The organism is Pantoea sp. BS_8 (assembly GCF_041954965.1).
Lineage (GTDB): Bacteria > Pseudomonadota > Gammaproteobacteria > Enterobacterales > Enterobacteriaceae > Pantoea > Pantoea stewartii.
Genome location: NZ_JAVAXU010000001.1, coordinates 1,084,817 through 1,102,326, shown reverse-complemented (window position 1 = coordinate 1,102,326; position 17,510 = coordinate 1,084,817). Strand labels below are relative to the sequence as shown.

The window sequence follows — 17,510 nt, the reverse complement described above, 5'->3', positions numbered from 1 at the left end:
ACGCGGTGCGAAGAGGAATAAGCATCATCTTCGATACCGCCGGGTCCGTCAGTAACGTGCATTGCCGGACCGGGCGCTATCCTTAACGCGGCAGAACCGGCTGACGCATGGTGCCGCTTTAACCCCGCTCAAGATTAAAGGGCAGAAGGGCTTTTTTCTGAGGACAGGCACTGCATTCGTTTTGCCTTCACCGCAAAAGAAAGCACGGGCTCACATACTGTGTCGCTTTACCCGCGCACAAACTGACAAAGCCAGAAGGGGCATTTTCTGCGAGGTATTCCGCAGCGCTGAGCGACCTGAAGGCACCGCGTGAGCGGCGCGAGGACCGCCGAAGCCAAAGTGCCCCTTCTGGCGATCTCACCCGCCGACATCACAACAATGGGTTAGCATCCCAATGCAGCTCAGCCTGACGTCTTCGCGGTAAAGGCAAACGAAGGAAAGGGAGCCGAAGCCAAAATGCCCCTTCAGGCGATTTTACCCGCCGAGAGTGCTGCACTTTATTCGACTCCCCCCGCTGTCAGGCAAACATCACCTCAGCCCAGCGCGCCAGACCAGCGGTCACTGAGGCAAAGTCATCTCCGCCAGCAATCGGTGTACCCGGCAGGGCCTGCTGCAGCGCAGCGCGCAGCAGAGGCGAACGTGCACTACCGCCCGTCAGATAGATCACTTCGGGCTTAATGTGGCTGGTCGCCAGCGCCAGATGTACCTGTTCCAGGATCTTCTCCAGCGGCTGGCTGATCGCGTCCTGCAGGGTTGCCACGCTGATATCGGCCTGTAAATCCGCGCTGATAAAATCCAGTGCGGCAGCGAAGTCAGGGCGGTCGGAGAGGGCGATTTTGCTCTCTTCCGCAGTACGCACCAGACGATAGCTCAGCTTTTGTTGCCAGACTTTTAACAGGTGTGCCACGGCGGCAGGATTTTCGGCATCCCGTACCAGATCGCGCAACAGTTTGCCGCAGGCGGTACTGTAAAAATCGCTTTGTGCAGGCACATCGTTGATGGCGACGGCATTCCACCAGGGCAGGGCAGGTAAGGCCGTGCCTTTTTGTGTCTTCCCGCCCGCGCCCAGCAACGGCATCAACGCTTTAAACGCCAGCATAATATCCAGGTCATTACCGCCCACGCGGCAGCCACTATGGCCCAGCAGGCTTTCCCGCCGGTCTGACAGATGACGCCACTGCGGCCCCATCAACAGCATCGAACAGTCGGTGGTTCCCCCACCGATGTCCACGACCAGCACGCGGGTTTCTTTTTCGAGTGTGGCTTCAAAGTCCAGCCCCGCCGCGACCGGCTCAAACTGAAACTCCACCTCCCGAAAGCCCGCGCGTTTAGCGGCACGCAATAAGATGCCCTGGGCCTGCGCGTTGGCCTCTTCGCTGCCCAGTCCCTGAAAGTTCACCGGGCGGCCAATTACCGCCTGTTCAATTGACTGGTCAAGCTGTGCTTCGCCCTGCTGACGAATATGCAGCATCATGGCGCACACTAAATCTTCAAAGAAGGCGATCTGCTGGGGTTTTAACCCACTCGCGCCCAGGAAGGACTTCGGCGACTTCACGAACCAGACATCTTCCGGATCGACCATATAGTGCTGAAGCGCGGTCAGACCGAACTGCACGCTATCGGAGAGAACATCGATATCTTCTTCACGGTTATAGCGCAGCGCCCGTTGCAACAGCGCCGTGCTTTCCTGGTCCGGCGTGGCAACCTGATGATGGCGATGAAGCCATTCCGTGACGGCTTCACGTGTCGGGGAGCAGATCATCGATGGCAGCAGGCGTTGACCGTTCTCCAGCGTTAACAGTCGTGGTGTGCCTTTTTCGCTGACCGCAATCGAGCAGTTAGCCGTACCGTAATCGAATCCAATGAACATTTTTCGCCCCCAGGCAGGAAAAAGGGGGCGACTTTAGCGCAGCTGTAAAGGTGAGGCAAGCGGCGAGCGGCAGAATTAGCGAATCGCAAAAAGGTGGTCTTCACTCAGTTTGCTGAGCGGCTGGCGCTCGGCAACAGCACAGCCCCAGACTCCGTCAACATCCAGGCTGGTAAGCGTGGTCAGAACGGCCGGCACGGAGACTGGGCCCGCAAGCAATATAATATTACGTTCATTGGTCTGGCTTTGAATAATGGAAATCAGCATTTCATCCATCAGATTGTTATGCAGGTTCGCCACCAGCTCGGGTGCCAGAATCAGACAGTCCACCACTTTACCGGTTAACTGATTAAACGCATCCAGGTTACGTCCAAACTGTTGCAGCACGATGCGACAGCCTGCCTGGCGCAGTTTCATCAGTGTGCCCAAAAGCTGCTCGCCGCCCGATAACACGCTGGCGGCATGCAGCGCGATACCGCTGTTACTGTTCGCCAGACCGGATTCTGCAAAACGGACACAAAGTTTCTCAACGAAAACCGGATTATAAAGCGCGTTAACATCCACGGGCAAAATTAAGGCAATGCCTTTTTGGCTCATAGCCGCAATGCGATGACGGAAAAAAGCCTCAACGATATTGTCTTCCAGCCGCTGTTTCAGCGCCGCGTCAGTCAGGTTGTTACGCAGCAGATGTTCATCCACCAGCAGTCCTTCCCGGGTAAACAACTGCACTTCAATCAACCAGACGCTGGCAGAGTGCGGCTTACCTGGCGGTGCGACAGCCCAGACCTGGAGTTCTACCTGCAACGCATCCAGGGTTGCCTGATCCAGCGAATGGTGGCTGCCGGTCAGGGCCAGCGGATGCTGTTCGTACACCATGTAGCGCCCGCGGCCGCTGCGTTTAGCGTTGTAACAGGCAATATCGGCCTGGGACAACACATCACTGCTTTGACAATTATTTGGTGAAATTTGTGTCATGCCTGCGCTGGCCCCAACCTGATAGGCCCGGCCCAGCCATTCAAAACAGTAGTCGTTGACTGCACGCACGATACGCTGCACCACATCACGGGCATGGTCCACCAGACATTCAGGCATGAGCACGGCAAATTCATCCCCGCCAAGACGGGCGAGAAAGTCGGTGCTGCGCAGGTGGTGACGCATTAAATCGGAAAGTTCGCTCAGCAGTGCATCCCCGGCGGCGTGCCCGGCGCTGTCGTTAACCGCTTTGAATTTATCCAGGTCAATAAACACCAGTACATGCTGATGTTGATGTTCAGCAGCATCGGACAGCAGTCGCTTCAGTTGCAACTCAAAACTGGCGCGATTGGGCAGGCGGGTTAACGTATCGTGCAGCGCGCTGTAGCTCAATCGTTTCATGACCTTACGTGATTCACTCACATCCTGAATGACCATCACCGCGCCGCGTTCGGTTCCCGATTCCGATTTTAGCGGTGTTATCGTGTAATGGATATCAATATGCTCACCATTCAGGGTGTGAAGCACCCACTCTTCCGACAGATAGGGCGCAGTCTTTTCAGAATGCGTGGGGTTGATCATCAGATTTTCCACGGGCGCGCCGTGACGGCCATGGGTGATGTGAAGCAGTTCACTTACCGGTCTGCCGACCGCGGCTTCCTGTGACCAGCCAGTCATTTTTTCAGCCACCGGATTCATGAAAGTGACGCGCATGGCCTGATCCGTACTGATGACGGCCTCGCCGATGGAATCGAGCGTAATCATCATGCGCTCTTTTTCCTGAAACAGGGCTTCGTTCAGGTTACGCAGCGGCGTAATGTCCTGTGCAACGCCCAGTATGCGCTCGATCCGGCCTTCCTGACTGAGTAAACGATTCGCCTGAGAACGTATCCAGTAATGTCCTTCTTCGCGCATCACGCGATACTCCATTTGAAACGCGCTGCTTTCTTCAATGGCCTGCTGTATGGTCTGCACACAAAATGCGCGATCGTCGGGATGCACCAGTTTGATCCACAAGTCGAAGCTGGGCACTTCATCCGACTGCAAACCGAACAATGTGTACATGCGTTTATCCCACAGCATTTCGCCACTGTTCATGTTCCATTCCCACACGCCAATGCCGCCCGCTTCGTTGGCCAGCGTGATACGTTCCATTAACCGCTGGTTGACCAACTCGCTCTGTTTTAATTCAGAAATATTCACAATCTGCGCAATGAAATAGAGCGGTTGTTGTTCGCTGTCCCGTACCAGCGAAACCGTCAGCCGCACCCAGACGATTTCATGGTCCTTACGGAAGTAACGCTTCTCCAGCGTGAACGACAAAATCTCGCCAGCCAGCAGCTTATCCATTTTGCCATCGTCAATACCCAGGTCGTCAGGATGCGTAATCTGCTGGAAAGTCAGGTTCTTTAATTCGTACTCGGGATAACCCAGCGTGTCGCATAATGATTTATTCACCTGAAGCCAGCGGCCTTCGGGTGAAACCAGCGCCATGCCAATAGCGGAATACTCCATGGCGTTACGAAAACGCGTTTCGCTTTCACTGATATGGCGCGTTTCATGGCGGAACGCATCCATGACCAGCGACATAATATGGCAGGGGATTAAGACCATCAGAAACGGCAGCCAACTGACAATCATGGCGTAATTCGTCGTCGTAGGCGTGACGATTATCCAGTCTAAAGAAAGCAGCAGCGCCATAAAGCTGGCGTTGAGAAAGAACAGGACAAACGCCTCCACCTTGGGCAGCCGAACAGCGCACCAGAACAGCACGACCAAAATGAAGGTAAACGGCCAGGGCAAAAAACGCAGCGACAAATAGCTGGCAATCAGCGTCAGAACGAGGCTGAAAAGTGTTTCAAACAGCGAGGCGCGCCTGAGGTAACCCTTAGGCAAGGGCCAGGAGAGCAGCAGCAGAACCGGCCCAAGCGCGAGCATGCCGATGATTTCCGAAATCACCCATGTATAAAAGAAGGCGAAAGAGGCCTGTTGTCCAACCTGTAAAACCCACAGCGCCAGTACGCCACCAATCAGTGGCGAAATCACGCCGGTGGCAAAAACAAAGCGCAGCCAGTCGCGCAGCGACACCAGCGGTGCCTCGCGGTTAAGCAACGCGCGCAGCAGCATGCCACCGATGCCCGCCTGCAAAAGGTTCAACAGGGCAAATTTTAAATTTGAAAGCGCAGGACCGATGACAAACGCATTGGCTGCGGCGGTGCCAATCAGGCAGGCCGCAAGAAACAACGGCAACTGACGTGATGTGCAGCGAAACACCACCACGGTCATTAAGGCGGTGGAAAACCATAAAGGCGAGATCTTGCCGCTCACTACGATCAGTTCAAGGCAGAACAAGGTCAGGACGAACGAAACCAGGCCAAGCCCGCAGGCATAAAGCCACGAATTAGGTGATTTATCTGACGAAGCCAGCGCATCAACGATCATTTATCGATCCAGCAGGGTACAAGGTATTGACATGGCAGGTGACGAGATAGCCATCCTGATTGAAGAATGCTAGCACATTTGTTGGAGAAAAAAGGGGGGAAATCATTAAATTGCGTTATTTGACCGATTGACGGGCTCGTCTGTGAGGCGAGCCCGTCTCGCCTTATTCAACGAAAAAGGTCGGCACGGGTATAGGGTTTTTCCAGGCCCGCGAGGCGGGCTGAAAAGTGCTCAAGAAACTGCTGCGTGGTGGCGATGCGTCCATGCCCCAGCAGCAGCACCGGCACCAGCAACGCGGCGGCAATCTGCGGCCAGCTAAACCCTTTTAATGCGGTTTCGCGTTGTGAAAGCAAAAAAGCTGTGCTCAGTGTAAAGCCTAACAGTAGTCCGGTCAGGACTTCGCTGAGGGAATGGGCATGGATGACGAGGCGGGAAAACCCCACCATTAAGGGGATCATATAGCCCACGCCAATGGCGAAACCGCGCCACAGGCTCGGCCAGCGTCCGGATATCAGCCAGAGCATCACGGGCCACAGGGTGGCAGACATGGCGCTGTGGCCGCTAAATCCGGTGAAGTTAAAACGGGCACTGCCAATGCCAAAGCCCAGAAAGAGAATTTTTGACAGGCTGACGACCAGCCCCGCCAGGCCAAAGGCAAAAAGCCAGTACCATACGGTGCGCCGGTTATCACTTTTCCACGGCAAAATCAGTGCAATAATCACCGCCGTGGGAATTAACAACATACTGTCACCAAAATAGGTGAGGGTCTTCCAGAGCATAGTTTTCCTTTATTTTTTTCGGGCCCCTGGCCCTTTTTGTTCAGGTTTGTAAGACCTGATACGTGCTGTGCATCGTCATGCTGTCTGAAAGGGCTAGTTTATCGATGAAATCATTCGAGTTAAAAGGGGAAAGTCTGAAAACCGGCCATGCCATTTCTCTGGCATCAAAAGACCGAAATCCCTATACTTAGCGCCAAATCACCCTCTCCGTTCAGCCCCATTAACTGGGTGCGCAGTTTGCGTACAGTTTCTGGCTCCAGTATCAGGTTTTTAAAAGTATGACTGACAAGTCCCATCAGTGCGTGATCGTTGGCATTGCAGGTGCATCCGCATCCGGTAAAAGTTTAATCGCCAGTACCCTGTATCGTGAAATTCGCGATCAGGTGGGTGATGAACACATCGGTGTTATTCCCGAAGATGCCTATTACAAAGATCAAAGTCACCTCACCATGGAAGAGAGGGTTAAGACCAATTATGACCATCCCAGCGCGATGGATCATGATTTGCTGTTACAGCACCTGCGCGCTGTCAAAGCAGGACAGGACATTGAACTGCCGGTTTACAGCTACGTTGAGCACACCCGCACGCAAGAGACGCTGCATCTCAAGCCCAAAAAAGTCATTATTCTTGAAGGCATTCTGTTGTTAACGGATGCGCGGTTACGCCAGGAACTGAATTTTTCAATTTTCGTCGATACGCCGCTGGATATTTGTCTGATGCGCCGAATGAAGCGCGACGTCAATGAACGCGGTCGCTCAATGGATTCCGTCATGAGTCAGTATCAGAAAACGGTACGCCCGATGTTTCTGCAGTTCATTGAACCGTCAAAACAGTACGCGGATATCATCGTGCCGCGCGGTGGTAAAAACCGCATCGCGATTGATATTCTGAAGGCCAAGATTAATCAGTTTTTCGAGTAGTTTACGTCTCAAAAGGCGTGACGCGAACAGGTTAAAAGCACAGATGCGCCCTGTTCGCTACACTTACTTCATGGAGTTACCGTAATGAGATTATGCGACCGCGATATTGAAGCCTGGCTCGACACTGGAAAACTGGCGATTACCCCACGGCCAACCGTGGAACATATCAATGGTGCAACAGTGGACGTGCGTTTGGGCAATCAGTTCCGGACGTTCAGCGGACATACCGCGCCGTTTATTGATTTAAGCGGCCCGAAGCACGAGGTCAGTGCTGCGCTGGATCGCGTCATGAGCGATGAGATCGTGTTGCCGGAAGGTGAGGCGTTCTTTCTGCATCCGGGCGAACTGGCGCTGGCGGTAACGCTGGAATCTGTCACGATTCCCGACGATCTGGTGGGCTGGCTCGACGGGCGTTCTTCACTTGCCCGCCTCGGGCTAATGGTTCACGTCACTGCGCACCGTATCGATCCGGGCTGGCAGGGCCGTATCGTGCTGGAGTTTTATAATTCAGGCAAACTGCCTCTGGCGTTGCGCCCTGGCATGTTGATTGGTGCGCTAAGCTTTGAACCGCTTTCCGGTCCGGCAGCGCGTCCCTATAATCGCCGGGAGAATGCAAAATATCGTGGCCAGCAGGGTGCTGATGCCAGTCGTATCGACAAAGATTAATTCATGAGGATGTGATGAGAAGAGTGATAACCACGCTGGCCATTCTACTGGTGGTGGTCGTAGCGGGATTAACGGCGTTGGTCATGCTGGTGAACCCTAACGACTTCCGTAGTTACATGGTGCAAGAGGTCGAACAGCGTAGCGGTTATCAACTCACTATCGATGGCGACCTGCGCTGGCATGTGTGGCCGAAACTCAGCATTCTCGCCGGACGGATGAGCCTGACGGCACCCGGAGCGGCGCAACCGGTTGTTTCTGCCGATAACATGCGTCTGGATGTTAATCTTCTGCCGTTACTTTCCCATCAGCTTAGCGTAAGCCAGGTGATGTTAAAAAATGCCATCGTGCGGGTCACGCCAGACAGCGCCGCGCGGGCACCTGAGAACGCGCCGCGCGCGCCACACAACAGCGAACCCACCTCGTCTGCCGGCTGGTCGTTTGACATCGACAATCTGCAACTGTCCGACAGCCTGCTTATCTGGCAGCAGCCGGGCGGGGACGCCTTTACCTTCCGTAATCTTAATCTGGATATGGAGCAGGATCAGTCCAGAATCGCCACGATCGGCCTGACGACCAGTCTGACCCGTAACCAGCGCACCGCTGTCCTGACGCTGAAAGGGCAACTGGACAAATCACGCTATCCGCATCAGTTGAGCGGCCAGGTGGCGCAGGTCGACTATAACCTGACCGGAGCGAGCCTGCCGCCAGAGGGCATTAAAGGCACGCTGAGCTTTCAGGGCAACTGGGACCTGGATAAAAATCGTTTTGACGTGAGCAATCTTAAGCTGACCGCTAACGACAGCGTGCTCAGCGGGCGCGCTGAAGGCGAACTTACGCCGCCGCAAAAGCTGGCGCTGGATCTTCATGCCAGCGCACTCAATATGGACAATCTGTTGTTTATCTCGACCCTGACCCAGCAGATGAGTGGACAAAACAGTCAGATTGCCCCGGCACCGGTCATCGCGGACCAGCCTGAACCGACCAATGCAGACTCCCCGCTTAACGACATTGATCTTGATTTGTCGCTGCAGGCCGATAGCGCGGTCTGGCGTGGCCTGAACCTGACCAAACTCTCCCTCAAAGCGGTTAATCAACAGGGGCTGGTAACCTTCAGTACATTATCAGGCAATGTGGGGCAGGGGAGCTTCTCTGTACCGGGCAGTATCGACATTCGTCAGCCTGTTACGCAGGTCGCTTTTACGCCGGTGCTGAACCAGATAGCTATCCAGCCTTTATTAAAAGCGCTGGCCTTGCCGCCGTCGCTGCAGGGAACCCTGAGCCTTAAAGGTGAATTGTCGGGTGAAAATCTGACGCTTGCGGATGCAAAACGCAGCTGGCAGGGCAAGGCCGATATCCAGGCGCATGATCTGAAACTGGCCCAGCTCGACTTACAGCAAATGGTGCGCAGTGCCGTGGCTCGTGTCAGCGACCGTGTCAGCAGTGATTCTCAGGCGTCCGGAGAGGGCATTGAGCAGGTGAGCGGACAACTGGCCATGAAAAATGGGCTGCTGACGTTAAGTCATCTCGACGGTGGAGGGAAGGCGCTGACGCTGCGCGGCGAGGGGCGTATCAATCTGGTGCAGCAACAGCTGGATGTGACGCTGGGCCTGACACTGAGCGACTGGCGCGGCGACGAAAAACTGGTGGCCGCGCTGTCCGACCAGGTGATTCCGTTCCGTATTTATGGCAGTTGGGCTAATCCGCAATATACGCTGCCGGTAGATGATGTCATGCGTGACAGGCTACAGGATGAGGCAAAATCCCGCCTCAATCAGTGGCTCGATCGTCAACAGGCAAAAGACAAGAACAGTACGCACCCGTAATCACCGTCGGCAGCCGGCGCTGAATTACGCTTTCAGCGCCGCACCGTCGACGTGAGGTACAATCCCTACCTTCTGAATCCGATGCTGGTCGACCTGTAAAGTCCGTAGCCGGTATTCGCCAAGCTGAATCTCTTCGCCTTCCTGCGGCACATGTTGCAGGCGATCCATCATTAAACCTGCGATCGTGTGGTAATGCTGTGTGTTTTCTCGCGGCAGCGTGACGTAAAGGGCCAAATCGTCCAGTGGCATATGGCCATTGGCAATCCAGCCGCCTGCACCGTCAGGCTGAATGTCGTGGCGCGCCTCTGAATCGGCTTCGTTCGGCAGATTGCCCGCAATCGCCTCCATTAAATCGCTCAGCGTCACCACGCCTTCTACCGACCCGAACTCATCGACCACAAACGCAAAATGCGTCTGTGCCTGGCGGAACTGCTCCAGCGCCTGTAACACCGTTATTCGCTCATGGAAGACCAGCGGCTGACGGATCAGGCTACGCAGATCCAGGGCATGCTGATGCAGCGACTGATGCAGCAGATCGTTAACATGGACAACACCAAGCGGTTCGTTACCGTTTTCGGTGATAACGATGCGCGTATGCTGATTGCGGTCAAGATCGGCCATAATGACGTCGGGATCGTCGTTTAAATCAATGTGCTGAACATCATGGCGCGTGGTCATAATTGTGTCGATACGACGTTGCCCCAGTCCCATCACGCTGGCAATCATCACACGTTCCTGCCGGTTAAACAGGGCAACAGACTCACCGTCAGCCAGCATAGAAGCGGTTTGCGTATCCAGCTCGGCCTGCTCCGCTTCACCACGCAGCAGCCGCAGCACGGCTTCAGCTGTGCGCTGGCGAAGGGGCCGTCCGGCTGACAACACTTTACGGCGGTTAAACTGTGCCAGCTGATTCAGGGCTTCAATGACGACGGAGAAACCGATCGCGGCATACAGATAGCCCTTGGGAATCGCAAAACCAAACCCTTCCGCCACCAGACTGAAACCAATCATCAGCAAAAAGCTCAGACACAGAATCACGATGGTCGGATGGTTGTTAACAAAGCGCGTCAGCGGTTTACTGGCTAACAACATCAGTAAAATGGCGATAGTGACCGCCGCCATCATGATCGGCAGATCGTTGACCATCCCGACGGCGGTAATCACCGCATCCAGAGAAAAAATGGCATCCAGCACGACAATTTGTGCCACGACGGGCCAGAATTTAGCGCCGCCCTTTTGTTGAGTGTCCTCCGCATCGCTGCCTTCAAGTCGTGTGTTAAGTTCGGTGGTCGCTTTGAACAGCAAAAACATCCCCCCGCACAACAGCAACAGATCACGCGCACTAAAGGCATGATGCGCGAAGGTGAATAAAGGTTGAGTCAGCGTTACCAGCCAGGAAAGCGAGGCTAACAGCAGCAGGCGACAAACCAGCGCCATGAGCAGACCAATAATGCGCGCGCGGTCGCGCAACGCCGCAGGCAGTTTCTCCACCAGGATAGCGATAAACACAAGGTTATCAATACCCAGCACCAGCTCCAGAACGATTAGCGTTACTAAACCTGCCCACAATGAGGGATCGGTCATTACCTCCAGCATGCGTTATTCACCTGAATGTCTAAAAATAAGCTTTGTCTGATGATAGTGGACAGACGGCGTCGGGACAAATAGCGGAATGACAGGCGCTTTACGCTTTATTTAGACACAGACCACTTTAATTACAGGCGAATTAATGGACGAAATGATTAATGCGGGAAGGACTGTAAGGGATAAAGGTTGCAGATTAATGTCACTACACTCGCCATTCAGAGGAATTTCTTATGCGATTAATCCTGGTGCCAACATGGAATAAATCTGATTTTTTTCTTCCCTGGCACCCAAAATGAGCGGCTTCAATACTTATTACTGGTAGTCTTTTTCCTAAAATAGTCCGGTGATGGCGGGGTCCACTTGTAAACAGGCCAGTAATAACTAGTATAGCAACGAGTTAGTTAACGCCTGCGTCTGAACCTGTAATTTGCGCAATCATCCGTCAGGGTAAGCAGCGGAATGTAAACGCATTCGGCAAGGGATGCGTTGTGCGCCTTCATTTGTGGCGCAGGGAGAACCCGAGGCTATCAAGGCGGTATTGGCACCGACAGCCAAGGGCGGTAGCGTGCCTGACTTGCCGCTGTGGTTTGATATTTAATCAGTCCTGTGTGGGTAAAGTCAGAGTAATCTGTTGGTATTGAGTACGGGATTATTGTTTTCATAGTCAATGACAATGGCGTAAATGCCGCAGGAGCTCCCCTCAGAAACGCTTCAGGCTCAACATCAGTACTGTTCACTTCAGGGTCTGGTCGTGGTGGGTTAAGGAAATAAAATAAAGAGTTAAATATGCGCGATAACCATTTTACGTTTAAAAGTCTTATCACCAAATTATTATTGGCTTGTTCTGATTTAATATGTTTCAACGCGGCATTATTTATCGCGATGATGCTAATTAATTTGACATCTCCGTCTCTTTTATCGGATATGTCTGACCGGGAATTAAATTTAAAAATTGCTACCCACATTTGCCTGTCAGTAATTTGCGTGGGCTGGTTCTGGGTCAGACTGCGTCATTACACCTATCGCAAACCTTTCTGGTTCGAATTAAAAGAAATTTTTCGTACCATTCTTATTTTTTCCGTTATTGAACTGTCAATCACGGCACTGTCTCAGTGGCAGATGTCCCGTTTTGTCTGGCTGCTGACCTGGCTTATTACGCTGGTGATTATTCCTGTCTGTCGCTCCGTTTTTAAACGCGTCTTAAATAATTATGGCCTGTGGAAAAAACAGACCATCATTATCGGCAGCAGTAAAAATGCCCAGGAAGCGTGGGAAGCGCTGCAAAGTGAAGAAGTCATGGGATTCGATGTCATTGCCTTCTACGACGTTGATGGGACCTGCCCTCAGGATGTCATGTCGGGCGTTCCTGTTCTGCGCGACGAACAGGACGTATGGAAGCTGACCAATGCGGACACCCAGTTCATCGTGGCGGTGGAATTCGAGCAAAGCCAGTACCGTGATATGTGGCTGAAATCACTGGCTATGCACAACTGTCGCTCCGTTTCTGTCATTCCGACGCTGCGCGGCGTACCGCTGTACGGTACCGATATGGCCTACATCTTCAGCCATGAAGTCATGATCCTGCGCGTGCAGAATAACCTGGCTAAGCGTACGTCACGCTTCCTGAAGCGCGTATTCGATATTGTTGGCGCACTGTCTATCATCGTCATGCTGCTCCCCGCGCTGCTGGTGCTGGGTTTTCTGGTCGGCCGGGATGGCGGTCCACCGATTTATGGTCATGAGCGCGTGGGCATGAATGGCCGTAAATTCAAATGTCTGAAATTCCGTTCGATGGTGATCAACTCCAAAGAAGTGCTTGAGGAAGTGCTGCGTACCGATCCGGTCGCCCGTGCTGAGTGGGATAAAGATTTCAAACTTAAAAACGATCCACGCATTACCAAAGTCGGCCACTTCATTCGTAAAACCAGCCTGGATGAGCTGCCGCAACTGTGGAACGTCGTTCGGGGTGATATGAGTCTGGTAGGACCGCGTCCTGTCATCGAAGACGAGCTGGCACGCTACGCCGGTGACGTGGATTACTACCTGATGGCCAAACCCGGCATGACCGGACTGTGGCAGGTCAGTGGTCGTAACGACGTAGATTATGAAACGCGCGTCTATTTCGATTCCTGGTACGTGAAAAACTGGTCGTTGTGGAACGATATCGCCATTTTGTTCAAAACCGTCGGTGTCGTGCTTAAGCGTGATGGTGCTTATTAACCGCAGGAAAAAGGTGCCAGCCTCTCTCTGACAGCACACGACAGGGGAGCGGGTTGGTACATTTTTCTAAAAAAAAGCGGTACGGCATTGATAAACAGCCATGTTCTGCTTTGCTTTATTTCTTTCTGGGTAAAGCGCGTGATCGGTAAAAGACAGGAGCTAAGAATAATGAACGACATGTTCAGTGCCTGAGTCAGGATAGTTTACTTTTTTTGAGCGCTTACACAGCGGCGTACTTGCCTCTATCAAACATTAACTGATAGCGAAGATCTAAATGATTACAATGAAAATGAAGATGATACCTGTTTTGGTATCTGCCACGTTTATGGCCGGCTGTACCGTCGTGCCGGGGCAAAATTTATCCACTTCGGGAAAAGATGTCATTGAGCAGCAGGACAATAACTTTGACATCGACAAGTACGTTAACGTGTATCCGTTAACGCCGAGCCTGGTGGAAAGAATGCGTCCTAAGCCACTGGTAGCACAAGCCAACCCGTCACTGCAAAATGAGATTCAGAACTATGAATACCGTATCGGCATTGGTGATGTGCTCACCGTGACCGTATGGGATCACCCTGAACTCACCACGCCCGCTGGTCAGTACCGCAGTGCAAGCGACACCGGTAACTGGGTCCATTCAGATGGCACCATTTTCTACCCTTATATTGGTCGGGTCCGTGTCGCAGGCCGGACCGTAGGGGAAGTGCGTAATGAGATCGCGCGTCGCCTGGCACAGTACATCGAAAGTCCTCAGGTTGACGTCAGCATTGCTTCCTTTAAGTCACAGAAAACTTACGTAACCGGTGCGGTGACCACCTCAGGTCAACAGCCTATTACCAACGTTCCGCTTACTATCCTGGACGCAATTAACGCCGCGGGCGGACTGGCTGCGGACGCCGACTGGCGCAACGTGGTTCTGACGCATAATGGCCGCGAACAGCGCGTGTCATTGCAGGCGTTGATGCAGAATGGCGATCTGAGCCAAAACCATCTGCTTTATCCGGGTGACATTCTGTATGTGCCGCGCAACGACGATCTGAAAGTCTTCGTTATGGGTGAAGTGAAACAGCAGGCCACCCTGAAGATGGATCGCAGTGGCATGACGCTGGCGGAAGCGCTGGGCAATGCGGCGGGCATGGATCAGACCACGTCGGATGCGACCGGTGTCTTTGTTATCCGTCCGACACGCGGCACAGACCGCAACAAGATCGCCAATATTTACCAGTTGAACACCAAAGATGCTGCATCAATGGTGATGGGTACCGAATTCCAACTCGAACCTTACGATATCGTCTACGTGACCTCGACGCCGCTGACGCGTTGGAACCGCGTGATATCGCAGTTGATACCAACCATAGCCGGTGTTAACGATGCGACGCAGGCCGCACAACGCATCCGCAACTGGTCGAACTAAGGTTTCGCCATGATTAAGTCTGTGTTAGTCGTCTGCGTAGGCAACATCTGCCGCTCTCCTACCGGAGAGCGCCTGTTCAAACGTGCGCTGCCGCAACTCTCTGTCGCCTCAGCCGGTCTGGGTGCCCTCGTCGGGCACGCGGCGGATAAAACCGCCTCTGACGTCGCGGCCGATAACGGGTTGTCACTGGAAGGGCACGAGGCCCAACAGTTAACGGCCAACCTGTGTCGGGAATATGACCTGATTCTGGTGATGGAAAAGCGCCACATTGAACAGGTTAACCGCATTGACCCGGCAGCGCGTGGCAAAACGATGCTGCTTGGGCACTGGCTCGATCAGAAGGAAATTGCGGATCCGTACAGAAAAAGCCGTGAGGCCTTTGAAGAGGTTTACGGGTTACTGGAACACGCCACTCAGAAATGGGTCAGCGTTTTAAGCCGATAGTTGGGATTATCCATGAATAGTAAAAATAAAGTCATGACCGCGCCACGCGAGGAATCGAATGGATGGGATCTGGCACACCTTGTGGGACAGCTGATTGATCACCGGTGGGTGATCGTCGCTGTGACCGCTTTTTTCATGCTGGTGGCAACCCTTTACACCTTGTTTGCAACACCCATTTACAGCGCCGATGCGATGGTTCAGGTCGAGCAAAAGAACACCAGCACCGTTCTGAATGAACTGCAAACGCTGATGCCGACCACGCCTGCTTCTGACACTGAGATTCAGATTCTGGAATCACGTATGGTATTGGGCAAAACCGTTCAGGACCTTGGTCTGGATGCGGTGGTCTCACAGAACTATTTCCCGGTTATCGGTAAAGGTCTGTCGCGCCTGATGGGCAATAAACCGGGCGAGGTCGCGGTTTCCCGTCTGGAGATCCCACGCACTATCGACAAACGCAGCGTTAAGCTGGAAGTGACCGGAAAAGACAGCTACACCGTTTCGGCTGACGGGGATGAGCTGTTTAAAGGAAAAGTCGGGCAGTTTGAAAAACACGGTGATGTCAGCATGCTGGTCAGCGATATCAATGCTGAACCCGGCACCACATTTACCGTCACCAAACTGAACGAGTTGCAGGCGATTAACAGCATCCTGTCTAACCTGACCGTCGCGGATAAAGGAAAAGATACTGGCGTGCTGGGCCTGCAGTATGTGGGTGAAGACCCGGATCAGATCAGTAAGGTGCTGAACCAGATCGTCAACAACTACCTGTTGCAGAACGTTCAGCGTAAATCTGAGCAGGCGGAGAAAAGCCTGGAGTTCCTGAAAACGCAACTGCCTGAAGTCCGTGCCAAACTGGATCAGGCTGAAGATAAGCTGAACGCCTTCCGCCGCGCGAATGAATCCGTTGACCTCTCACTGGAAGCGAAATCGGCACTGGATTCTTCCGTCAGCGTACAGAGCCAGCTTAACGAGCTGACCTTCCGTGAAGCCGAAGTGTCGCAGCTGTTTACCAAAGATCACCCGACCTATCGTGCGCTGCTTGAGAAGCGCAAAACGCTGGAAGATGAGCAGGCTGAGTTAAACAAGAAAATTGCGCAGATGCCGAAAACCCAGCAAGAGATTCTGCGTCTGACCCGCGATGTGCAGTCAGGCCAGGAAATCTACATGCAGCTGCTTAACCGTCAGCAAGAGCTGAGCATCAGCAAGGCCAGTACCGTGGGTGATGTTCGCATCATCGACCAGGCGGCCACCGCTAACGCACCGGTAGCACCGAAGAAGCTGTTGATTATCGCCGCCAGCTTTATCCTGGGCCTGATGGTTTCCGTGGGCGTGGTTCTGCTTAAAGCCCTGTTGCATCACGGCATCGAAAATCCAGAACAGCTGGAAGAGCTGGGCATGAACGTCTATGCCAGCGTACCGCTCTCCGACTGGCAGCGTAAGAAAGACACCGAGGCGCTGGCACGTCGTGGCCACAAGGTGAAAACCGATCCGCATGACACGCTGCTGGCGCTGGGTAACCCGACCGATCTGTCCATTGAAGCGATTCGTAGCCTGCGTACCAGCCTGCACTTCGCCATGATGGAGGCGAAAAACAACATCCTGATGATCACCGGGGCCAGCCCGGGCATTGGTAAAACCTTTATCTGTGTCAACCTGGCGACGCTGGTGGCTAAAGCCGGTCAGAAAGTGCTGTTTATCGACGGTGATATGCGCCGGGGTTATACCCACGAACTGCTGGGTGCCGATAACAAATCCGGGCTGTCAAACGTCCTCTCCGGCAAAACGGAGTTTAGCCCGGCCATGATTCAGCAGGGCGCGTACGGATTTGATTTCCTGCCACGTGGTCAGGTGCCGCCGAACCCGTCGGAGCTGTTAATGCATCGCCGTATGAGTGAACTGCTGGACTGGGCAAGCAAAAACTACGATCTGGTCCTGATTGATACACCGCCGATTCTGGCCGTTACCGACGCCTCCATTATCGGAAAACTGGCCGGTACGTCGCTGATGGTGGCGCGTTTCGAAACTAACACCACGAAAGAAGTGGATGTCAGCTTCAAACGCTTTGCCCAGAACGGTATCGAAATTAAAGGGGTGATTCTGAACGCCGTGGTACGCAAAGCCGCTAACTCTTATGGTTACGGCTACGACTACTACGACTACGAATACGGTAAACCCACGAAAAGCTAAGCGCTAAGTGAGAAGGGGCGGGTTTCACCGCCCCTTTTGATCGCTGGCTTGCGATGACGACACGCAACGATTTGCACAGATGATTCTGGATAGAACGCACAATAAGCGACGATCTCACGTCAATCATCAGAATTCATCATCAACATGCCCTGGTCTTTCACGCAGACCTGCTGAGACAGCCGCCTG

At 53.4% G+C, this 17,510-nt stretch carries 11 protein-coding genes; 7 read left to right on the top strand and 4 right to left on the bottom strand.

Features of this window, described 5'->3' with window-relative positions; translation table 11 throughout:
• Positions 1 to 517: 517 nt before the first annotated feature.
• The 3 genes from yegD to RAC65_RS05000 form a co-directional block, all read right to left on the bottom strand.
• Entirely contained in the window at positions 518 to 1,870 is a 1,353-nt protein-coding gene (yegD, locus tag RAC65_RS05010) for a molecular chaperone (RefSeq protein WP_054687528.1), read from the bottom strand.
• Positions 1,871 to 1,945: 75 nt separating this feature from the next.
• Positions 1,946 to 5,281 (bottom strand): diguanylate cyclase, encoded by a 3,336-nt coding sequence (locus RAC65_RS05005; protein WP_375096430.1) that lies wholly within the window; start codon positions 5,279 to 5,281, stop codon positions 1,946 to 1,948.
• Between the two features lie 167 nt (positions 5,282 to 5,448).
• The gene (locus RAC65_RS05000) at positions 5,449 to 6,060 is read right to left on the bottom strand and encodes a phosphatase PAP2 family protein (protein ID WP_006119881.1); all 612 of its coding nucleotides are present in this window, start codon (positions 6,058 to 6,060) and stop codon (positions 5,449 to 5,451) included.
• Between the two features lie 278 nt (positions 6,061 to 6,338).
• Between RAC65_RS05000 and udk the strand changes: the two genes are divergently transcribed.
• From udk to asmA, 3 genes are all read left to right on the top strand, one after another.
• On the top strand, positions 6,339 to 6,980 hold the full coding sequence (gene udk, locus RAC65_RS04995) for a uridine kinase (protein WP_006119880.1): 642 nt from the start codon (positions 6,339 to 6,341) through the stop codon (positions 6,978 to 6,980).
• An 84-nt stretch (positions 6,981 to 7,064) separates the two neighbouring features.
• Positions 7,065 to 7,646, top strand: coding sequence for a dCTP deaminase (dcd, locus tag RAC65_RS04990; RefSeq protein ID WP_006119878.1), 582 nt, complete (start codon positions 7,065 to 7,067; stop codon positions 7,644 to 7,646).
• A gap of 14 nt (positions 7,647 to 7,660) precedes the next feature.
• Positions 7,661 to 9,469, top strand: a complete 1,809-nt coding sequence (gene asmA, locus RAC65_RS04985) for an outer membrane assembly protein AsmA (RefSeq protein ID WP_375096429.1) — start codon at positions 7,661 to 7,663, stop codon at positions 9,467 to 9,469.
• A gap of 24 nt (positions 9,470 to 9,493) precedes the next feature.
• On the opposite strand, the gene RAC65_RS04980 is transcribed toward asmA, so the two are convergent.
• Positions 9,494 to 11,065 (bottom strand): transporter associated domain-containing protein, encoded by a 1,572-nt coding sequence (locus tag RAC65_RS04980; RefSeq protein ID WP_375096428.1) that lies wholly within the window; start codon positions 11,063 to 11,065, stop codon positions 9,494 to 9,496.
• 777 nt (positions 11,066 to 11,842) lie between these two features.
• On the opposite strand from RAC65_RS04980, the gene wbaP reads away from it, so the two are divergent.
• The 4 genes from wbaP to wzc all read left to right on the top strand — a co-directional run bounded on the left by wbaP (position 11,843) and on the right by wzc (position 17,324).
• The gene (wbaP, locus tag RAC65_RS04975; RefSeq protein ID WP_039338133.1) at positions 11,843 to 13,276 is read left to right on the top strand and encodes an undecaprenyl-phosphate galactose phosphotransferase WbaP; all 1,434 of its coding nucleotides are present in this window, start codon (positions 11,843 to 11,845) and stop codon (positions 13,274 to 13,276) included.
• A gap of 274 nt (positions 13,277 to 13,550) precedes the next feature.
• The gene (locus tag RAC65_RS04970) at positions 13,551 to 14,690 is read left to right on the top strand and encodes a polysaccharide export protein (protein WP_033740498.1); all 1,140 of its coding nucleotides are present in this window, start codon (positions 13,551 to 13,553) and stop codon (positions 14,688 to 14,690) included.
• Between the two features lie 9 nt (positions 14,691 to 14,699).
• Entirely contained in the window at positions 14,700 to 15,134 is a 435-nt protein-coding gene (locus tag RAC65_RS04965; RefSeq protein ID WP_006119871.1) for a protein-tyrosine-phosphatase, read from the top strand.
• Positions 15,135 to 15,146: 12 nt separating this feature from the next.
• The gene (gene wzc, locus RAC65_RS04960; protein ID WP_033740496.1) at positions 15,147 to 17,324 is read left to right on the top strand and encodes a tyrosine-protein kinase Wzc; all 2,178 of its coding nucleotides are present in this window, start codon (positions 15,147 to 15,149) and stop codon (positions 17,322 to 17,324) included.
• The last annotated feature ends 186 nt before the right edge of the window (positions 17,325 to 17,510 follow it).